Source organism: Clostridia bacterium (genome assembly GCA_026414765.1).
GTDB lineage: Bacteria > Bacillota > Clostridia > Acetivibrionales > DSM-27016 > SKW86.
Genome location: JAOAIJ010000019.1, coordinates 64726 through 81194 on the forward strand (window position 1 = coordinate 64726; position 16469 = coordinate 81194).

8 protein-coding genes are annotated in these 16469 nt (G+C 40.4%); 5 read left to right on the forward strand and 3 right to left on the reverse strand.

Translation table 11 applies throughout. The annotated features are described in order from the left end of the window. Window positions 1–6 precede the first annotated feature (6 nt). On the reverse strand, window positions 7–1770 hold the full coding sequence (locus N3I35_06945) for a cell wall metabolism sensor histidine kinase WalK (protein MCX8129820.1): 1764 nt from the start codon (window positions 1768–1770) through the stop codon (window positions 7–9). Next, entirely contained in the window at window positions 1767–2462 is a 696-nt protein-coding gene (locus N3I35_06950; protein ID MCX8129821.1) for a response regulator transcription factor, read from the reverse strand. Before N3I35_06950 ends, N3I35_06945 begins: the two co-directional genes overlap by 4 nt. Before the next feature lie 294 nt (window positions 2463–2756). Between N3I35_06950 and N3I35_06955 the strand changes: the two genes are divergently transcribed. The 5 genes from N3I35_06955 (at window position 2757) to murA (ending at window position 15073) form a co-directional block, all read left to right on the forward strand. Next, entirely contained in the window at window positions 2757–7775 is a 5019-nt protein-coding gene (locus N3I35_06955) for an S-layer homology domain-containing protein (GenBank protein ID MCX8129822.1), read from the forward strand. Window positions 7776–7820: 45 nt separating this feature from the next. After that, a complete protein-coding gene (locus tag N3I35_06960) occupies window positions 7821–11744 on the forward strand; it encodes a fibronectin type III domain-containing protein (protein MCX8129823.1) in 3924 nt (1307 codons plus the stop codon). Between the two features lie 46 nt (window positions 11745–11790). After that, window positions 11791–12636 carry an S-layer homology domain-containing protein gene (locus N3I35_06965; protein MCX8129824.1) on the forward strand — a complete coding sequence of 282 codons (846 nt, stop codon included), beginning with the start codon at window positions 11791–11793 and terminating at the stop codon, window positions 12634–12636. A 295-nt stretch (window positions 12637–12931) separates the two neighbouring features. Beyond that, on the forward strand, window positions 12932–13693 hold the full coding sequence (locus N3I35_06970; protein ID MCX8129825.1) for a YwmB family TATA-box binding protein: 762 nt from the start codon (window positions 12932–12934) through the stop codon (window positions 13691–13693). 117 nt (window positions 13694–13810) lie between these two features. Further along, window positions 13811–15073, forward strand: a complete 1263-nt coding sequence (gene murA, locus N3I35_06975; protein ID MCX8129826.1) for a UDP-N-acetylglucosamine 1-carboxyvinyltransferase — start codon at window positions 13811–13813, stop codon at window positions 15071–15073. A gap of 288 nt (window positions 15074–15361) precedes the next feature. Here the strand turns inward: murA and N3I35_06980 are convergent, their stop codons facing one another. Then, entirely contained in the window at window positions 15362–16225 is an 864-nt protein-coding gene (locus N3I35_06980) for a MerR family transcriptional regulator (GenBank protein MCX8129827.1), read from the reverse strand. Window positions 16226–16469 lie beyond the last annotated feature (244 nt).

Here is a 16469-nt window from a genome sequence, read left to right on the forward strand (position 1 = left end):
TGGCCGTTATTTCGGCAGTAAGATTAATACCTCAGTGCCTTTTCCCTCAACGCTGTTGATTTCTATCGCTCCTCCATGCTTTTCTATAATTTCCTTTGTAATGGAAAGGCCGAGGCCGTTTCCACCCATATTTCTTGAGCGTGCCTTATCTACACGGTAGAATGGTTGAAATACATTTTCCAGCATGTCAGGGGGTATACCGCAGCCGCTATCCTTGATAGCTATTACTACACCCTTGGCATTAGAGGTGAGAGTGACGTTTATTATACTCTGAGGAGAATATTTGATAGCATTGTCAAGAACATTGACCAGTGCCTGCTTTACTCTGAAGTGGTCGGCAAGAATTCTGATGTTTTGCGGGATATCAACCTCCAGAGTTATATTGAATTTTTGTGCTTTAAGAGACATCTGACCCGTTATATCTCTGATTAGGGCAGATATATCAGTGCTTTTCAACTCAATTTCAAACTCGGACTTATTTAAGGAGGATAGATCGATGAGATCACTTATCAGTCTTAAAAGCCTGTCACTTGCCCCTTCAAGATACTGTATGGATGTATCGAATACGGTTTTATCATTCCCCTCGGACTTCAGCAGGTCAATATAGCCCAAAATCGTAGTAAGGGGAGTTTTCAGCTCATGTGATACATTTGTGATAAATTGCCTTTGCTTTTCCTGCAGTAAACGAAGCTCAGTTATGTCATTCAGCACCATTACGGCACCATCTGCTTTTTCAGAGGTTTTCAGAGGAGTGGCACAAACCAGGAGGTTTCTGTTGTCCGAATCTATTTCTGTAATAGTGCGTGAATTTGTGCGGAGGGTATTCTGGCATATGGCATGAATTCCTTGGGTTATTGTGGAATCCATCATGGATTTTGCCTTACTGTTTATTAAGATTATGTTTTCCCGGCTGTCAAAAGCCAGTACGCCTTCACCCATACTATCAAGTATGGAGTTAAGCTTGACTCTCTCAAAATCAATTATTTCGATTCTTTTTTCTACTTCCGATGCCATGGTATTAAAAGCATTACCCAGCTCACCTATCTCATCGGAGGATTTCACATTTATTTTTCCTTTAAAATCTCCATTGGATATATCTACTGCGGACTTTTTCAGTTGAAGTATCGGAGTGGTTATTTTTAAAGAAAATATGATACTGGCTGATACTACAATAATAATACCTGCTGCAAAGGCAAGTACAAGAAGGAGTTGTATATTGCCTGCCAGCCTGTTTGCTTCATCCATAGGGTGTATGAACATTATTTCTCCTATGATTTTGTTTCCCGACAATATTACAGGAAAAGAAAAATGCATGTTCTGCACACCCGCATACTTTCTTGTCACCCAAGTCCTGTTTCCTTTTAAAACTTCGTCAAGCTCGGTGTATACCGTGTTTTCAGGCCATGTGTTTCCGGAGTCGGCAATCATGGCTTTTGTTGTGGAAAAGATCAGAACCCTTAATCCTGACTCTGCCGATAACTTATGAGCAAAATCCCTGCTTCTTGCATTGAACTCGCTTCCGGTAAGCGAAGAAGTCTTAGCTGATAGAAGGGTTTGTTTTATGGATATAACGGAAAGATCAGCCTGGTGCATCAGGTTTTTGAGTATCATATTCCTGTTTATCCTGCTTGAGCCTTCTACAACTGCTATCGATATAACAAGAAATGTGGACACCAGGATAACCAGATTAGTTATTATTATTTTGTTCCTCAGACTGAATTTTACCAGAGCGGGTTTTGCTGATGGATTTCTGACAATATTATTATTCATAGCCGTTTCCTTACCATTCGGTATCCTACACCGAATACGGTCTGTATATACTCGTCCCTGTCCTGCAGGTCCTTCAACTTTTTTCTTAATCTCTGTACATGCACATCCACGGTTCTCGTATCACCGGCAAAGTCATATCCCCACACCCTGTCAAGCAGCGCTTCACGGGAAAATACCTGCTCGACATTGCTTAAAAGAAAGACTAAAAGGTCAAATTCTTTAGCGGACAGTTCAATTTCCTTGTCGCAAATAGTAGCTTTCCTGTTTTTCTGGTGCACTTCAAGGCTGCCATTGCGGAGAACACCTGCAGTATTCTCACGTGTTCCCGCACCTGTCCTTCTCAGGAGGGCCTTTACCCTCGCTGCCAGTTCCCGTGCGTGGAACGGCTTTGTTATGTAGTCGTCGGCACCCAGTTCCAGGCCCAGTATTTTATCGACAATATCTGTTTTTGCTGTCAGCATGATTATGGGTATGGGTTCTTCCAGAGTTACTTTTTTACATATGTCAAAACCATTCATTCCTGGGAGCATCAGGTCAAGAATCATCAGGTCGGGCTTGAATGCTTGTATCCTTTTCAGGGCATCCAGCCCGTCATGTGAAGTCTCTACCTCATATCCTTCCGATTTCAGTGTTATTTTCAGCAAGTCGCATATTGATATCTCATCATCTACTATCAGAATCTTTTGTGCCATGAAAACCTCCGCATAGATAAACCGGCCAGGCAAATCCCGGTAGGAATTAGTCCGTGCCGCAGAGCTGCTTGGTTATAAGTTACAATATGATTACATTATAGCATATATCTAAATTTTCCAGGGGATTCTGTCGATATTTATTGATAAGAGTATTTATAACCAAGAACGGTAGAGTTTTCAAGCAGCGGGTTACTGGAACAAATTACATGGGAAAATAATCGCCGGGACCTACGTACAAAAAAAGGAATTCATGCTAAAATTATTATATAGGTTACATAATGTGGAGGTATTGTAATGAGGAGTTTTAAAAGAGCTCTTGCTTTAATTCTTATAGCAGGCATACTCACCGGGATGTTCCCGGGATTTTTACAGGTTGTCCATGCAGACTCGACACCTTTGAATGTTGAGAGCTACAGTAATGGAAAACTTACACTGAACTGGTCGCTTGGCGGTGTTAATTCAGTTCTGATTACATACCATTCACCTGATGCTCCCGGCAATCTTGAGAGTAAAACGGTAAATGCTGTAGGAGCTGATTTTTTGAATTCTGCTTCTGTAGAAAACTTGAGAAGTGACTATATATATGATATAAACATAAAAATGTTTGATGCAGAGGCGAAGGAAATAGGAAGCGGAACTATTTTTTTCCTGCCTCAGATTTCATTCTATGGTGAAATAGTGAAACAGCAGTCAGTTACAGGTACAAGTGGCGGGACTGAGAGCGGCGTAATGCCTGCGTTGAAGCTAAGCTGGAAGGTGCCCAAAATATACAGCGGTACCGGTTTTGTTACACTTAACAGCACAAGTGCCTATAACAGGCTGGACTCGAGGCTGGCCAGATTCAACTATAAAATAAACATTTCAGACAGCATTAACCGTACTGACATAGATATAATTAATGATATCGGGGATCCACAGGTATACCGGGCCAATGTTTCAGGTGACAATACAAGAGTATCAAATGTCAAGTATGACGGTACAGCTGAAAAATATTACTTTTACCTTTTGGGAGTTAAAGAGGATACTGCCCATTTACCGACTATAACAGAAGTAATAAACAACAGCTATGACGGTAAAGCTGTCCTTCCGGTAGAGATTTCAAGCAAGGGGGAGAACGCCTTTGTATTGCCTGACAGGGAAATACTCCCGGGCACGGTATACTACATGAAAATAAACCCGTACCCCACAGATAATACATTTGATCCTGCAAATCATGTCACAGGCTATATAGACAGTTTATCGACAGGACCGTCAGGAAGCCCCATGCTCGGAACTTTATCATATATACATACTCCCATACGCTTTGAGCTGACAAAAGACTCAATGGATAACATCAATGTCAAAATATACAGGATAAACAAGGGTAATCAAAGCATCCCACAGCTTTATTACGAAGTGCAGCTGAACAGTGTGCCTTCAGATCAGGACAACACCTGGAACCAGGGGTCTTTCAAGGATAAAGGTAAAAAGCTGGATGGTACATATTTTACAGGTGCTTATGCCTATACAGTTATTACAGGCATAAGTCCAAATAATACCGTATACTATAGGGTTGTAGTCAAATCCAACAGCTCCAGTGACAGGCTGGAGTCCATGAAGATGGAATATACTCTTAAAGATGATATTTCGAAGCCGCCTGTACCGAAAAATGTAGCTATAGCTAGCAGGCAGCTGGTTACGCAGGGCAATACGAAATCTACAAATGTTACCATCACATGGGACAAGCCGTCGAACTGGGACAGTATCATCAGCAATACAGACAGGAACCAGGATATAGTATTCCACTTCATGTTGAATACAAATCAGTCCGATCTGGCGACAAACACGCTTTACCCACTTGAATCGGGGGGACAGAATTATGGCAGGTTTGAAGTCAAATACAGGTTGGTTAATTACGTAAGTGCCCGTTCATCTCAAATAATTGACAGGGGAAACCGCCTTGAGTATACCATGCAGGGTTTTAATCTGTTTGAGGGGCAATACTGGTCGGGTACCAGTGGTTCTGCACTGCAGTTTACCGCCGAGGAGCTGGCGCGGGACAGGGACCCAGATAACAGGGAATATCCCGATTTCCTGCTGCCTAACAAAACATACTACTTGCAGGTGTATACAACAAAAGCAGCAGATAAAAAGACTACCAATGACGATACAAAAATGTCATATAAGTCCCTCACCGTGAGTTTCACTACCCTCACTGGCACTGAGAAGGACGTACCGTTGCCGTCAAACTTCAAAATATCAAGTGCGCCGACAAAGGATACTGCCGTACTGCAGTTTGACAAGGTGAAGATTGACTGGAGCAACTATACTGCAAATCATACTGCGAATGACAAGATATACTATGACCTTTATATGAGCACAAGGACAGATACAAGCTCGTTTATCAGGATAGGTACTACCGAGCTGATGAATACAGAACTTGATAATAATAAGTCCGATATAGCTTTTGACAGAGTGGACGATATTCAAAGCAATTTTATTAAGGCAACAATAAATAAATTCAGACCAGGGGTGGGCGCATATGACCATGACAACAATGCAGCAACCCAGGATGTCACTCCGAATGAAATATTTGGAGATAGTCTCATGCCGAATACTACTTATTATTTTATAGTAAAGACAAGGCTTGTTGTTCAGCACCCGTTATACCCTATAAACCCGTCGGTTTCCACAGTTATACTTCCGGTAACTACCGACAGGGGTGATGTTGGGGATCCTGACACCTCAGCCAAAAGGCCTCTGGCGCCGACTGATTTTGTAATAGCCAAGGATTCAAACGGCAATCTTATACTTGGCGGGCAGAATGTAACATTTAACTGGTCCAGGAAGGAAACAGGAGTCAGGTATTCATTGATATGTACCTCGGAAAAGGTAGCAGCGGACGCTGACCCTGCTTCATATACCAACGACCCTATATATAAGAGCTTTATAGCCGCTTTTGGTGCAGCGGATAACAATACTGACAATGATAACAGCAACTTTACCCTGGACCCCGCTGCAAATCCGCCTGCCAACAATTTTGAGTATAGCAGCAGTACACAAACCTTTAAACTCAATATTGACACATGGCTATTCCCTAATAAGCTGTACTATTTCAGTCTGAGGGCCGAGACCGGGAGCGGTGCCGGTAAGAAGGAAAGTGTATGGGTATCCATACCTGTTACTACCTCATTGATTGAGACTCCTACAATGCTGGCACCGGTAAATGACGCGGAGCTTGGCTTCTACTGGAACGGCAGTGCTGCTGCAAAGGCAGAGGACTATAAGATATATTTAAAAGGTCCTAAGGATAATGATTATAAGCTGCTGACAAGAAACCAGTTTACAGTAACAAAGGATGGAACTACATGCTATGGAAGGCTTTTCAATCTGACAGCCAACACTTCATATAGCATTAAGGTGTATGAAGGCAACAGTAATATACCTGTATTTAATAAGACCGGATTAAGTACAAGGGATGGTTATCACCAGATAGAGCTAAAATGGAAGGGGCTTCCTGTAGATCCATACACAAAATACGAAGTAGCGATTAAAACGGCTGATGCTGCAGAGTATACAGTTTTAGCAGACTCTGATCTTGAGCAGTACTTAAATATTAACGGGAGTATTCTTCCTTATAGCTTTGAGAAGAATGCGCAAACCCTTGGGACGAATTACAATAACTTTTATGCTAGGATAAAAACCGCTGCCGTTACTTTGGCAGACGGAACAGTGATCCGCCAGCCGCTGAAATCCAATATGAAATATTATATTAAAGTAAGGGCTGTAAAATATGACCCGGCTAACACTGCTCTTATCTCCTATTCTAAGTATATAGGTCCTGTAGATACAAGGACTGAATTCAACCAGAAGGATTATGACGATATAGATGAAGATAATGTGAAAAAGGCTACATTCCTGGACAAGATAGCCAAACTGGAGGAGAAGCTGTTTTGGAGGGTGGGTATGAGCAATACTGCCGCCAATAAGATTCTTCTAAAAGGGGATAGAATGGTCAATGCCATGCAAAACAATTCGGGGCGTCCATATATGCTGGATATCTCAAATCTAGGCCCAAATATAAATATGGATGTAATATACATGCCTGTGAATGTGGCTAAAACTTTGAACATAGAAAACAAAAGTCTTGTAATAAAAACTTTCGGTGCAGAATATACACTCAGACCAAGAACACTGGATATGGATAATACAGTTGAAATACCTGAAATGAAGAAAAAACAGGGTGTTAATGACTTGTTTCTGAAGGTAACGGTAAGCCGCAGCGAATATCCGGACTCTGCTATTCCCAAAGATTCAAAGCGTGTATCCAAGGTCCAGGATTTTGAGGTCCAGGTTTTAGGAAGCTCGAAGACAGATGTTAAGTTGAAAGAGGAATTCAAGGACAAGGTTTATAATGATAAAACCGGATTGGTTAAGCAAAAAACCGATTTAATGTCAAACCCTTATAATAACAATACAGGTACACCTGAGAAGCTAAACCGCTATATTGAACAGCTTGTCAGGGAAACGGAAAGCGAGTTGTCGGATTTTATCAACAGTACAATAGAAGGTGTCAACGGATCTGGAGGGATGGTGGTTGCCAAGGAGGATATAAAGAATTTTAATACTCCCATGCTGGCAAAGCTCGCCTATACCGATCAAAAGGGGTTGAAGCTGCCATATGTGCTATATGATGGTTCAAGCAGCTGGCAGAAGGTTACAAAGGATTTGGTATATGCGACGCCAAACTCAATAACGTTTAGTACTGTAAAAACCGGGAAGTATGCCATATTTGCCTTGTCTACATCGGTAGACGGTATAGCAGACGGCCATTGGGCCAAAGGCAGCATAAATAAATTTGTATCAAAGTTTGATTTAAGTGATGTTTTTGCCGGAATAAAAGACTCCTTTAACCCTGAAACCAGCGTTTCTTCAAAGGAAATGATCTTGTTATATGAAAAGGTGATGAATAAGGCAGAAAGCAACACGGGTATGGATCCAAAACAAAAAGCAAGAGAAATGGATCTTGATGAAATTTTAAACCTCAACAGCCTTAATAAGGATATTTCCAGACAGGAGGCTTGTGCAATACTTATGAAGGCATACTGTGCCAAGATAGGAGTAGGTTATGACAGCTTAAAGCCTGCCAGAAATATTGGCATTGAAGATGAATGGGATATCAATACAAAGTATTACGGACATGCAGTTACAGCAGTTGATCTGGATATAATGAAGCTTGATGATAATGGGAATTTCAGACCTGAAGAATCAATGACAAGAGCCGAAGTAATAACAGCTTTTGTAAAAGTTCTGGAGTTGGCCGGAGAGATTTAGCAAGTTTGCAGTTAATAATAAATAATTGTCTGGTGGGATTGTATTATGAAGGTGTTTAGAAGAATAGCTTCCATATTTTTGATATTGATGATGCTGCTGCAGGTGAACGCACCTGTGTCTGTATTTGCTGCAGTAAATGAGCCGCAGCCTCCGGTTAACAACCTGACCGTTGTTTCTACCGGTACAGACAAAGCCGATGCGACAGCAGCAAGAAGCTTTATTAATCTGAAGTGGGATCCTCTAGCATCTCCGCCCGGCTTGCCCGGTGTTTCCAAGTATATAAACTTCTACCTTACTGAAGTCACAAAACCATACAGACCGCCAAAAGGTACAATCACAAAAGAAAGAGATGTATCCGGAAATACAACCGAGCTTAAAATGAAGGGGTTGTCCTCGGGTACGTTCTATTATGTCAATACCAGAGCCTATTATACGTATTCGGACGGGAATACATCCTTTACAAGCGGTGAATCCGCGCCTTCAAATACTGTAAAGGTCCTCACAGATATAGATATGAGTGTGGCTTCATACGGAACAAATCAGATAAAAATCGAATGGGATGATGTATGGAACTCGGGAAGGCGTATAGACTATAAACTATATGTTTCCGATAACAGCAGCTTTGCAAATACGATGCCGATATATATTGGCCAATCTCAGATCGGTTCAAGCGGGCCGGTAACTGTCAACCAGGCAACGGGCAAGCTTGAGTATATCCATAGAGTAAGTGATCCTGCCAGGGTGTACTATGTAAAAATTGTCCCGGACATAACCGAAGAAGGGCTTGTTATGAATCCTTCGACTGAAACACTACCTGTGTGTAGTTATATACTTGTTAAAACGACAAAGATGTCTGAGACCGATGGCGGGACAATATGGAGATTGGACTGGAGTCCCGTAGTAACAGGCCTGAACAATAATGGAGTAGATATTACCTATCAAATAGATAAATATGTTAATGATGTCCCTATACCAATGCTGATAGAAAGCGGAACAAGCACTTTCATCACTATACCTAAGGGTGGAGAAAGCAATTATTATATTATAAGGGCTAATGTGACGAAAAATGGCCTGCCACTTTATCCGAGCAATATAAAGATCGTATCGGATAAGATTACTGTAAAGGACCAGGAGGTACCTTCACAACCGCCTATGCCGGAGCTGGTAAATGATTTTAAAGGGTCTGACGGCAAGCTGATTATTTCATATGACACGCAGGTTCAGGACGGGGTACAATTTCTTGGCGAGCTGCAGCCCAATAGTGCTACCATACTTTGGAGGGTTCCCAAAAAAGCGGATGGGAATGTGGATTTTGATGTGGCTTATGATCTATGGCTTCTAAACGATCCTAACCTCATTGATGCTCCACCTCAGGATTCAAAAATTACTTTAAGTCTGGGCAGCCAGAATTATGTCATGGATGGACCAAACCATATAGGGTACAAGTACAGGATACCAAATCTTACGCCGAACTCCACTTACTATGTTAAGATTGTTGCAAGGAAAACCTTTATAGTATATGAAGATGGGCAGCTAAAGACAGAAGACCGGATATCAATGCCTTCTTTAAAGGTTATTGTAACACCTGCTGAAGGAAGGATAGACCAGCCGCTGGTTCCTGGGAGGCCTCCACTGAAGGTGGTTGAAGGTTCGATTAAAAAGGATAGGGCTACTATCCAGCTGAAAAACGAATGGTATGAGCGTTTTATGAATGGCAAATGGGTAGCAATCGACCCCAACAGCCCTCCGACAGACAATAGTTTTACGGCAGTACAGATTAAAGATAATCTGAAACTCCTTGATGAAGGTAAGAGTGTACCTGATATGTTCAGGAAAAATTACAGGGTTGTAAAGTATGATTCCGGAGATAGAGGAGTAACTATAGACGTAGGCTGTGTAAGGTATGAAGACGGCATGTCAATGAGTGAGCTTGCCCAGATTCCGACAAACAAGGTTATAGGTTTTCCCGTTACTGCCAATGACAGCACAGAGGATAGGACACAAAACCTGGATAACCAGAAGCACAACGTCAATATACCGGTGGCAGGACTTGATCCAAATACCACATACATTATATGGGTTAGGGCTTCCAGGCAAAGTGCCGATCTTACATCAGGACCCTCAGATCCTATTATTATCACAACTGTTCCGGACGACAGCAATCAGGTCGAAAAGCCTGTGGTTCCGACATTCAACTACTATCAGGTAAGCGATATCTATATTGACTTAGGGTGGGATTTTAAGACAAACTATAAATACTATATAAAATACGGTACTGTGGACAACATTAATTCTGCAAGCAATACAATAACGACCTCAACCAGGGAAATAATGAATTCGGGCTTAAGTTTCCTGCGGATTGAAGACCTGACGCAGGATACCCTGTACTATTTCTGGATTCAGGCCGAAGCAACCAACGGCAGTTTATCAAGTAAATCAGAGTGGAGTGATTCACTGCCGCTAAAAACACTTCCGGATATACCTCCAAGTACGCCTAACGGGTTTGGGGTAAAAAATGAAAAGGGTGCAGTTACAAAAGACAGTATTACTTTTGAATGGCTCAAACAGGAAGGCAATCTCGAATACATTCTTGAAATTGCAGGTGGTGCAGACTATAAGGATGTAAAGGAGTATAATGTAGGAAATGTGTCTGAGTATAAAGTAAGCGGATTGAGGTCAAACTTCAGGTATTTTGCCAGGCTCTATGCATATAATCCGTCAAACAACCTGAAATCGATACCTACACACAGTGTTACCGTGAGGACGGAGAGAAGTAATGATGACTATGATTCCGACCAGAATGTGGAGGATATCGCTTCAGGTGATTATATTGTAAAAGATGCTGCTGTCATAAGAGGTACCTGGACTATAAGAATAACAGGAATAAATGCAGACCGCTTCATAGAGCATGTAAAAAATGATAAAGTGCTGGATTATAGGATAGATGCAGGGACAGCACCTGCGAAAGCCGCCAGAGTTAACTTCCTTATATCAAACAAGGTGTTTAATGCATTGAGTATACTGAAGGAAAATCTGATAATCAGGACATCGGGAAGCTATCTGGTAATAAGGCCTGAAATGCTTATAAATAGAATTGCAAAAGTGTCTTCGGAGGATTTCAACTATGAAATCTCCGTAACTACACCTGATACCGGCGTAAGTACTGAAGCTCAGAATCTGACCTTTAAGACAGATACGGTCAGAATAGATGTTATAGCATACGATGGAAGCAATTTTACACCGGTAAATGTATTTAACAAGCCTTTAAAGGTCATATTCCCATACAGCGGGAGAGACTGGTATAAGGAAGGAATTACTTCTGCATACATGTACGATGATACTGCTTCATCTTGGAAGAAGATAGACACCGTCAAAACCTTTGATACAGATAATGATGCAGGACGCGTGAGCTTTGACACGCTTAAAGCCGGAAGTGTAGTCATAGCAGATATAGGTAAGGACTTTTATAGTGATATAAGGGGAAGCAGATATGAAGACGCCATAGCAAATGTTGCTTCTGTGCATGAATTGAAAAGCATATCCGGGGACAGTTTTGAACCGGATAAAAATGCAACTCTTGCAGATATAGTCAAGCTGGCGCTGGATGTCATGGATTATGATTATGGCAGTGATTATATGTCGATTGGTGTTAAGGCCGGTCTGATAGCTGCTTCAGATATAAACGACGGATCAGGAAGCTGCACAAGAGAGAAGGCTGTCTTGATAGCAGTAAGGTTGTATGAGTTGAAAACCGGAGAAATAGCCGGGACAGGGGGTAGCAGCCAAAATACAAACACAGGTTTTAGGGATGTGAGCTCTGCTGCATTACCAAAAGTCAGGTTTGCCGTTGAAAACGGAATAGCAGAAAGCAGGGGTTCAAATAATTTTGGTTCCGGTTATACAGTGACAAAGGGTGAATTCATGGGTATGTTGGAAAAGGTACTGGTACTGGCAGGAGAGATAGACTGAACCTGCAGGGATAATTCATTTGGTACATTTGGGACAGGAGGGTATAATGAAGAAGATAGCAGTGTATATATTGATAATAGCAGTAGCTTGTATGTCTTTTGTCCTACCCATACAGGCCCATGGTCTTATTTACGAAACAAAACAATTGGATGATAATAAAATCAGAATAACTCTGAAATGGAGTAATTCTAAAGAGGCAAAGGGCATAGTCATTTCTTATTTCTATATCAAGAACGGAAAGACCCTTAATATAGGCTATGAATTGGATGAAAAGGCTTCAACTACAGCCTATATAGATTTTGATCTATCCGGGGCAATTACACCTATAAGAGTAGTTTTACATAAGGTAGGAGATCTTAAGTGGGCACCTTTTAAAGATATTAAGGGGGTAGAAGCCGAGGAATATATCCGGCATTTGCATGATGCAGGAAAAATTGATGCGGGAAAAGATCAAAAGTTCAGGCCTAAAGACAATATTACCAGGGGAGAGTTTGCTGCAATAATAGTTAAGGCTTTAAATCTAGGGGGAACTGCCTCAAATACTAAAGGATTAAAGGATATAGAGAAAAGCGCCGATAAGAAATATATACTTCTTGCTGTAAAGCATGGAATTATGTCGGGGGATAAGGATAAGAAATTCAAACCTGACAATCCAATGAGCCTGGCTGATGTATCAACAATAGTCGCAAAATATTTTAAGTTTAAGACAAACAGAAACGGAGTATATAAAAAGCTCAAACAGGGTAAAAGCTATTCAGGCTCAGTAAAAAAAATGTTTGATACAGGTATATTGAGTGTAAACGACAGTATTTATAAAACTTTTAATGAAGAGGGCAAAATAAACAGAGCAAATTGTGCAATGATGATAAGCAGGGCACTTTCTACCTACTAGCAGAAATCGCTTGCCCGTAGGTTCGATACAGATATAAATCAGGGGGTGATAATTAATAAAATTACATAAACCAATAAATTGCAACTATAAACCGGCTTGAAAAATATGAACAATTTTCCTGATATATAAAAACTATACTTTCCATATGATTTTTGTTTAAGCAAAGATTAGGCCGATAGCCAGTTGCAGTGTTGTAATTAAAATATTGTATGTATATCCCAGTAGTAAAGGGGCAATAATTTTATTGTAATTCAGTTGAGCATTTCTGCACAACCGGCAATAAAGGGGGATATACATGAAAAAGACATTTTTGATTTTTGTTTTTATAGTTTTATCCATTTTAGCCTCATCTATGTATTACATAAAATCCCACTCAGATACTGACTCTTCAGAAGCAACTTTATTAAGATCTTTCAAGAATTCAGGTGCAAAAGCCGTTACCAGTGAAATATATTTTTGGGCAAGGATTAGCAATAATCATAAAAACATTAGTGATTTGAAAATTTTGCTGGAAAATATTGCGTATGATATCGGCGTAGTGAGAAATGATGGTTATAAAACAGATATCTTAAAGAATGACATGCTTGAGAAGCTTGAGATAAAAGGGGTTTTGGGCAACAGCGAGGCTGTCAGCATAAACTTAAGGATTGATAAAAAAGAAGGGAAATCTGTTGAGAAAACTGTCTCGGGAACTATAACACAGGATATTTCAATTGACGGTTTAGAAGAGACATGCAGGAAAATCCGTAAAGCTTTTGAAAATAACGGGATTTCAATAAGAGTTAATACATGTATAATAGGAAACTATCAGGGGAAATTGGATGATGAAAAACTTAATAATATTGCAATCAATATTTTAAAGGAGGCGGAAGCGAGTAAAATCGAGGGTATCAGGGACGATCGTCTGATCAGTGTATCGGCCTATTCTCCCAGTATAGCCGATTCTATTAAAGTGAATGGCAAAAAAGTGAATCTGAGCTTAGCAATAAGGTATAACTCTTTTGAGGACAAAACGTACATATGGCTCGCAACTCCGGTGATTACAAAGGAATATTGACCTGCAGCAGGTAAAGGGATACTGGCAATAAGCAGTTATATCCATAGCTTATTTAGTTAGAACCAAGTTTGATTACGAAGGATAAATATAGAAAATATACTGAAAGGAAGAAGCCACGTGTCTAAATATATTATTTCACAGGGTATGCCGTTAAAAGGTAAAGTAAGAGTAAGTGGTGCGAAAAACTCAGTATTACCGATAATTGCAGCTTCACTGCTGACAGATGGGCAAAGTGTGATTGAGGAAATTCCGTATTTGAATGATGTGAAGGTAATGTGTGAGCTTCTGAGGTCTCTGGGGGCAAAGGTTGATTTTTCTGAGAACAGGGAAAAAATAAATGTTAATCCGGAAAATATATGCAGTACTACGGCTCCATACGAGCTTGTAAACAAATTAAGGGCATCTTTCCTTGTTATGGGCCCCCTGCTTGCGAAAAGGGGAGTTGCACGGGTATCTTTGCCTGGTGGCTGTGCTATAGGGACAAGGCCTGTTGACTTACATCTGAAAGGGTTTGCAGCTATGGGGGCAGAAATAACTCAGGGGCACGGCTATATTGAAGCAAAGATTCAAGGAAGGCTGTGCGGCAGTAAGATTTACCTTGACTTTCCAAGCGTGGGTGCTACCGAGAATATATTAATGGCAGCTGCACTTGCTGACGGACAGACAATAATCGAAAATGCGGCTATCGAACCTGAAATTGTTGATTTGGCTACCTATCTTACAGCTATGGGAGCAGATATAAAGGGTGCCGGAACGGACACCATAAAGATAAATGGTGTAAAAAATCTTACCGGAGCCAATCACGCGATTATTCCTGACAGGATTGAAGCAGGCACATTTATGGTGGCTTCCGCTATTACCGGTGGGGATGTTATTATCGAAAATGTAGTTCCCGACCACCTGAAGCCTGTAAGTGCAAAGTTAAGAGAAGCAGGTGTTGAAGTTTCCGAAGAGCTTACCAGTATAAGGGTTAGCGGGGGAGGGAACTTAAAAGCGGTTGATATAAAGACGCATCCTTATCCGGGATTTCCGACAGATATGCAGGCACAAATGACTTCACTGGTAAGCAAGGCAGAAGGCACAAGCATAGTGATTGAAACTATTTTTGAAAACCGTTTTATGCACCTTAGTGAATTGAAAAGAATGGGTGCAAATATTAAAATTGAGGGTAGAAGTGCTGTTATAGAAGGGACGCCTAATCTAATGGGTGCTCAGGTAAAGGCAACTGATTTAAGAGCAGGTGCTGCACTGATACTTGCAGGACTTACGGCGGAAGGAGTTACGGAAATAACGGATATAGAGCATGTGGAACGGGGATATGTAGGGATTGATAAAAAATTGAAGGCTCTAGGAGCTGATATTAAGCGAGTAGACGAATAAAAGGATGTACGAATTTTGGCGCGTCTTCATAGGGTTACAACCTGAACCGTGGGTTTTAGGGAAGGCAGACAGCGGACTTTGCTGTCTGCCTTTGTCTTTAGAATGAAGCTATAGCTATGTTATTAAGGGAATTTCTTTTCTCAATAAATACAAAGTGCCTTTTTCTATTCAGACTGTTCTTACGGAAATTAACAAGGATTATCTCAGAGAATAGGGTGCTCTTGTATTGGATTTAGACGCTAATTCCTGGAGCCTTAAGCGTTTACTTAGCTTTGGAAGAGCTAAAAATTATTCTATCTCAGGATATAGGATAAGAAGTTTTTCATTCGCAAGTTCCATTTGCTTATAATAATCTGCATATGAAACACTTAATTTCTTCATTGCTGGTATGAATTTATCGTAGTAACCACTAGTCTTGTTAAACTCTTTCAGCAAAGCTTGTATTTTATATATTGGGGAATTCTTGTATTCATCTGATTGTCTAAATGCTATGTAATGCTCTAAAATCTCCTTGTTTTCCGATAAAAATTTATCCGGCTTTTCAATAGATTGCTTTACGCTTTCTATCATCTCGTTAATATCCTTTACACCAATGTGTTTTGTACCTTCAATCAAAAAAGCCTGCAAATCTTCAGGAAAACTAAGTGTACGTACATTATCTAAAAACTCTATGATTTCCCTATATGCTGATTGCTGCTCAACCGTTATCATCGGTTCATTTAAAAAACGAGCAAAATGAAGGCATATGAATCTGCCATAATACCCTGGAAAAGCATCTAAGAGCTTTTCGGTAACTGTCGCACTTTGCTCTATTGCTTTCAAATCCATACTTATTTCAGCATAGTTTTTACTGCGACTAAGCTTATCTAAAACAACTTTCTTTGCCTGTTCTTTTTGGACTCTCAAATCTTTTTGAACTGATAATTTTTGAAGCGTACCACCAGTTTCATCGGCTAACACTGCTTTAACTTCTTCTGTGCTAAGTCCAAGTCTCCGAAAAACGGAAATCTTTTTTAATCGGTCAATATCGTCTGCACTAAAATCCCGGTACCCATTTTCTAAAACAGTAGGGAAAACTAATTTTTGTTCTGTATAATACTCAATTGCTTTTTTTGTTAAATTTGTTACTTTGCAGGTTTCATTAATTAACATTTCTATCACCTCAAAATAATCATAAACTAACACCCAGAGTGATAGTCAATTGTTTTTATGAAAAAAGTTAACAATCCTCTTGACCTGACCCCATTTTGTATACCAGTTTGAATGTTAGCCCGGCAGATACCCTGCCTTAGATTTCAACCTTTTAGACGATAGATTTCTTGTGTGATTTTTATTTTGCAAATTCAAAGGTGCATTGATTTTATTATATCAATTTATTGTACTCTCCTTCACAAGC

Coding starts and splice junctions, on each gene's coding strand:
- N3I35_06945 (MCX8129820.1), bottom strand. CDS start 1,770: ATGAATAATAATATTGTCAGAAATCCATCAGCAAAACCCGCTCTGGTA.
- N3I35_06950 (MCX8129821.1), bottom strand. CDS start 2,462: ATGGCACAAAAGATTCTGATAGTAGATGATGAGATATCAATATGCGAC.
- N3I35_06955 (MCX8129822.1), top strand. CDS start 2,757: ATGAGGAGTTTTAAAAGAGCTCTTGCTTTAATTCTTATAGCAGGCATA.
- N3I35_06960 (MCX8129823.1), top strand. CDS start 7,821: ATGAAGGTGTTTAGAAGAATAGCTTCCATATTTTTGATATTGATGATG.
- N3I35_06965 (MCX8129824.1), top strand. CDS start 11,791: ATGAAGAAGATAGCAGTGTATATATTGATAATAGCAGTAGCTTGTATG.
- N3I35_06970 (MCX8129825.1), top strand. CDS start 12,932: ATGAAAAAGACATTTTTGATTTTTGTTTTTATAGTTTTATCCATTTTA.
- N3I35_06980 (MCX8129827.1), bottom strand. CDS start 16,225: ATGTTAATTAATGAAACCTGCAAAGTAACAAATTTAACAAAAAAAGCA.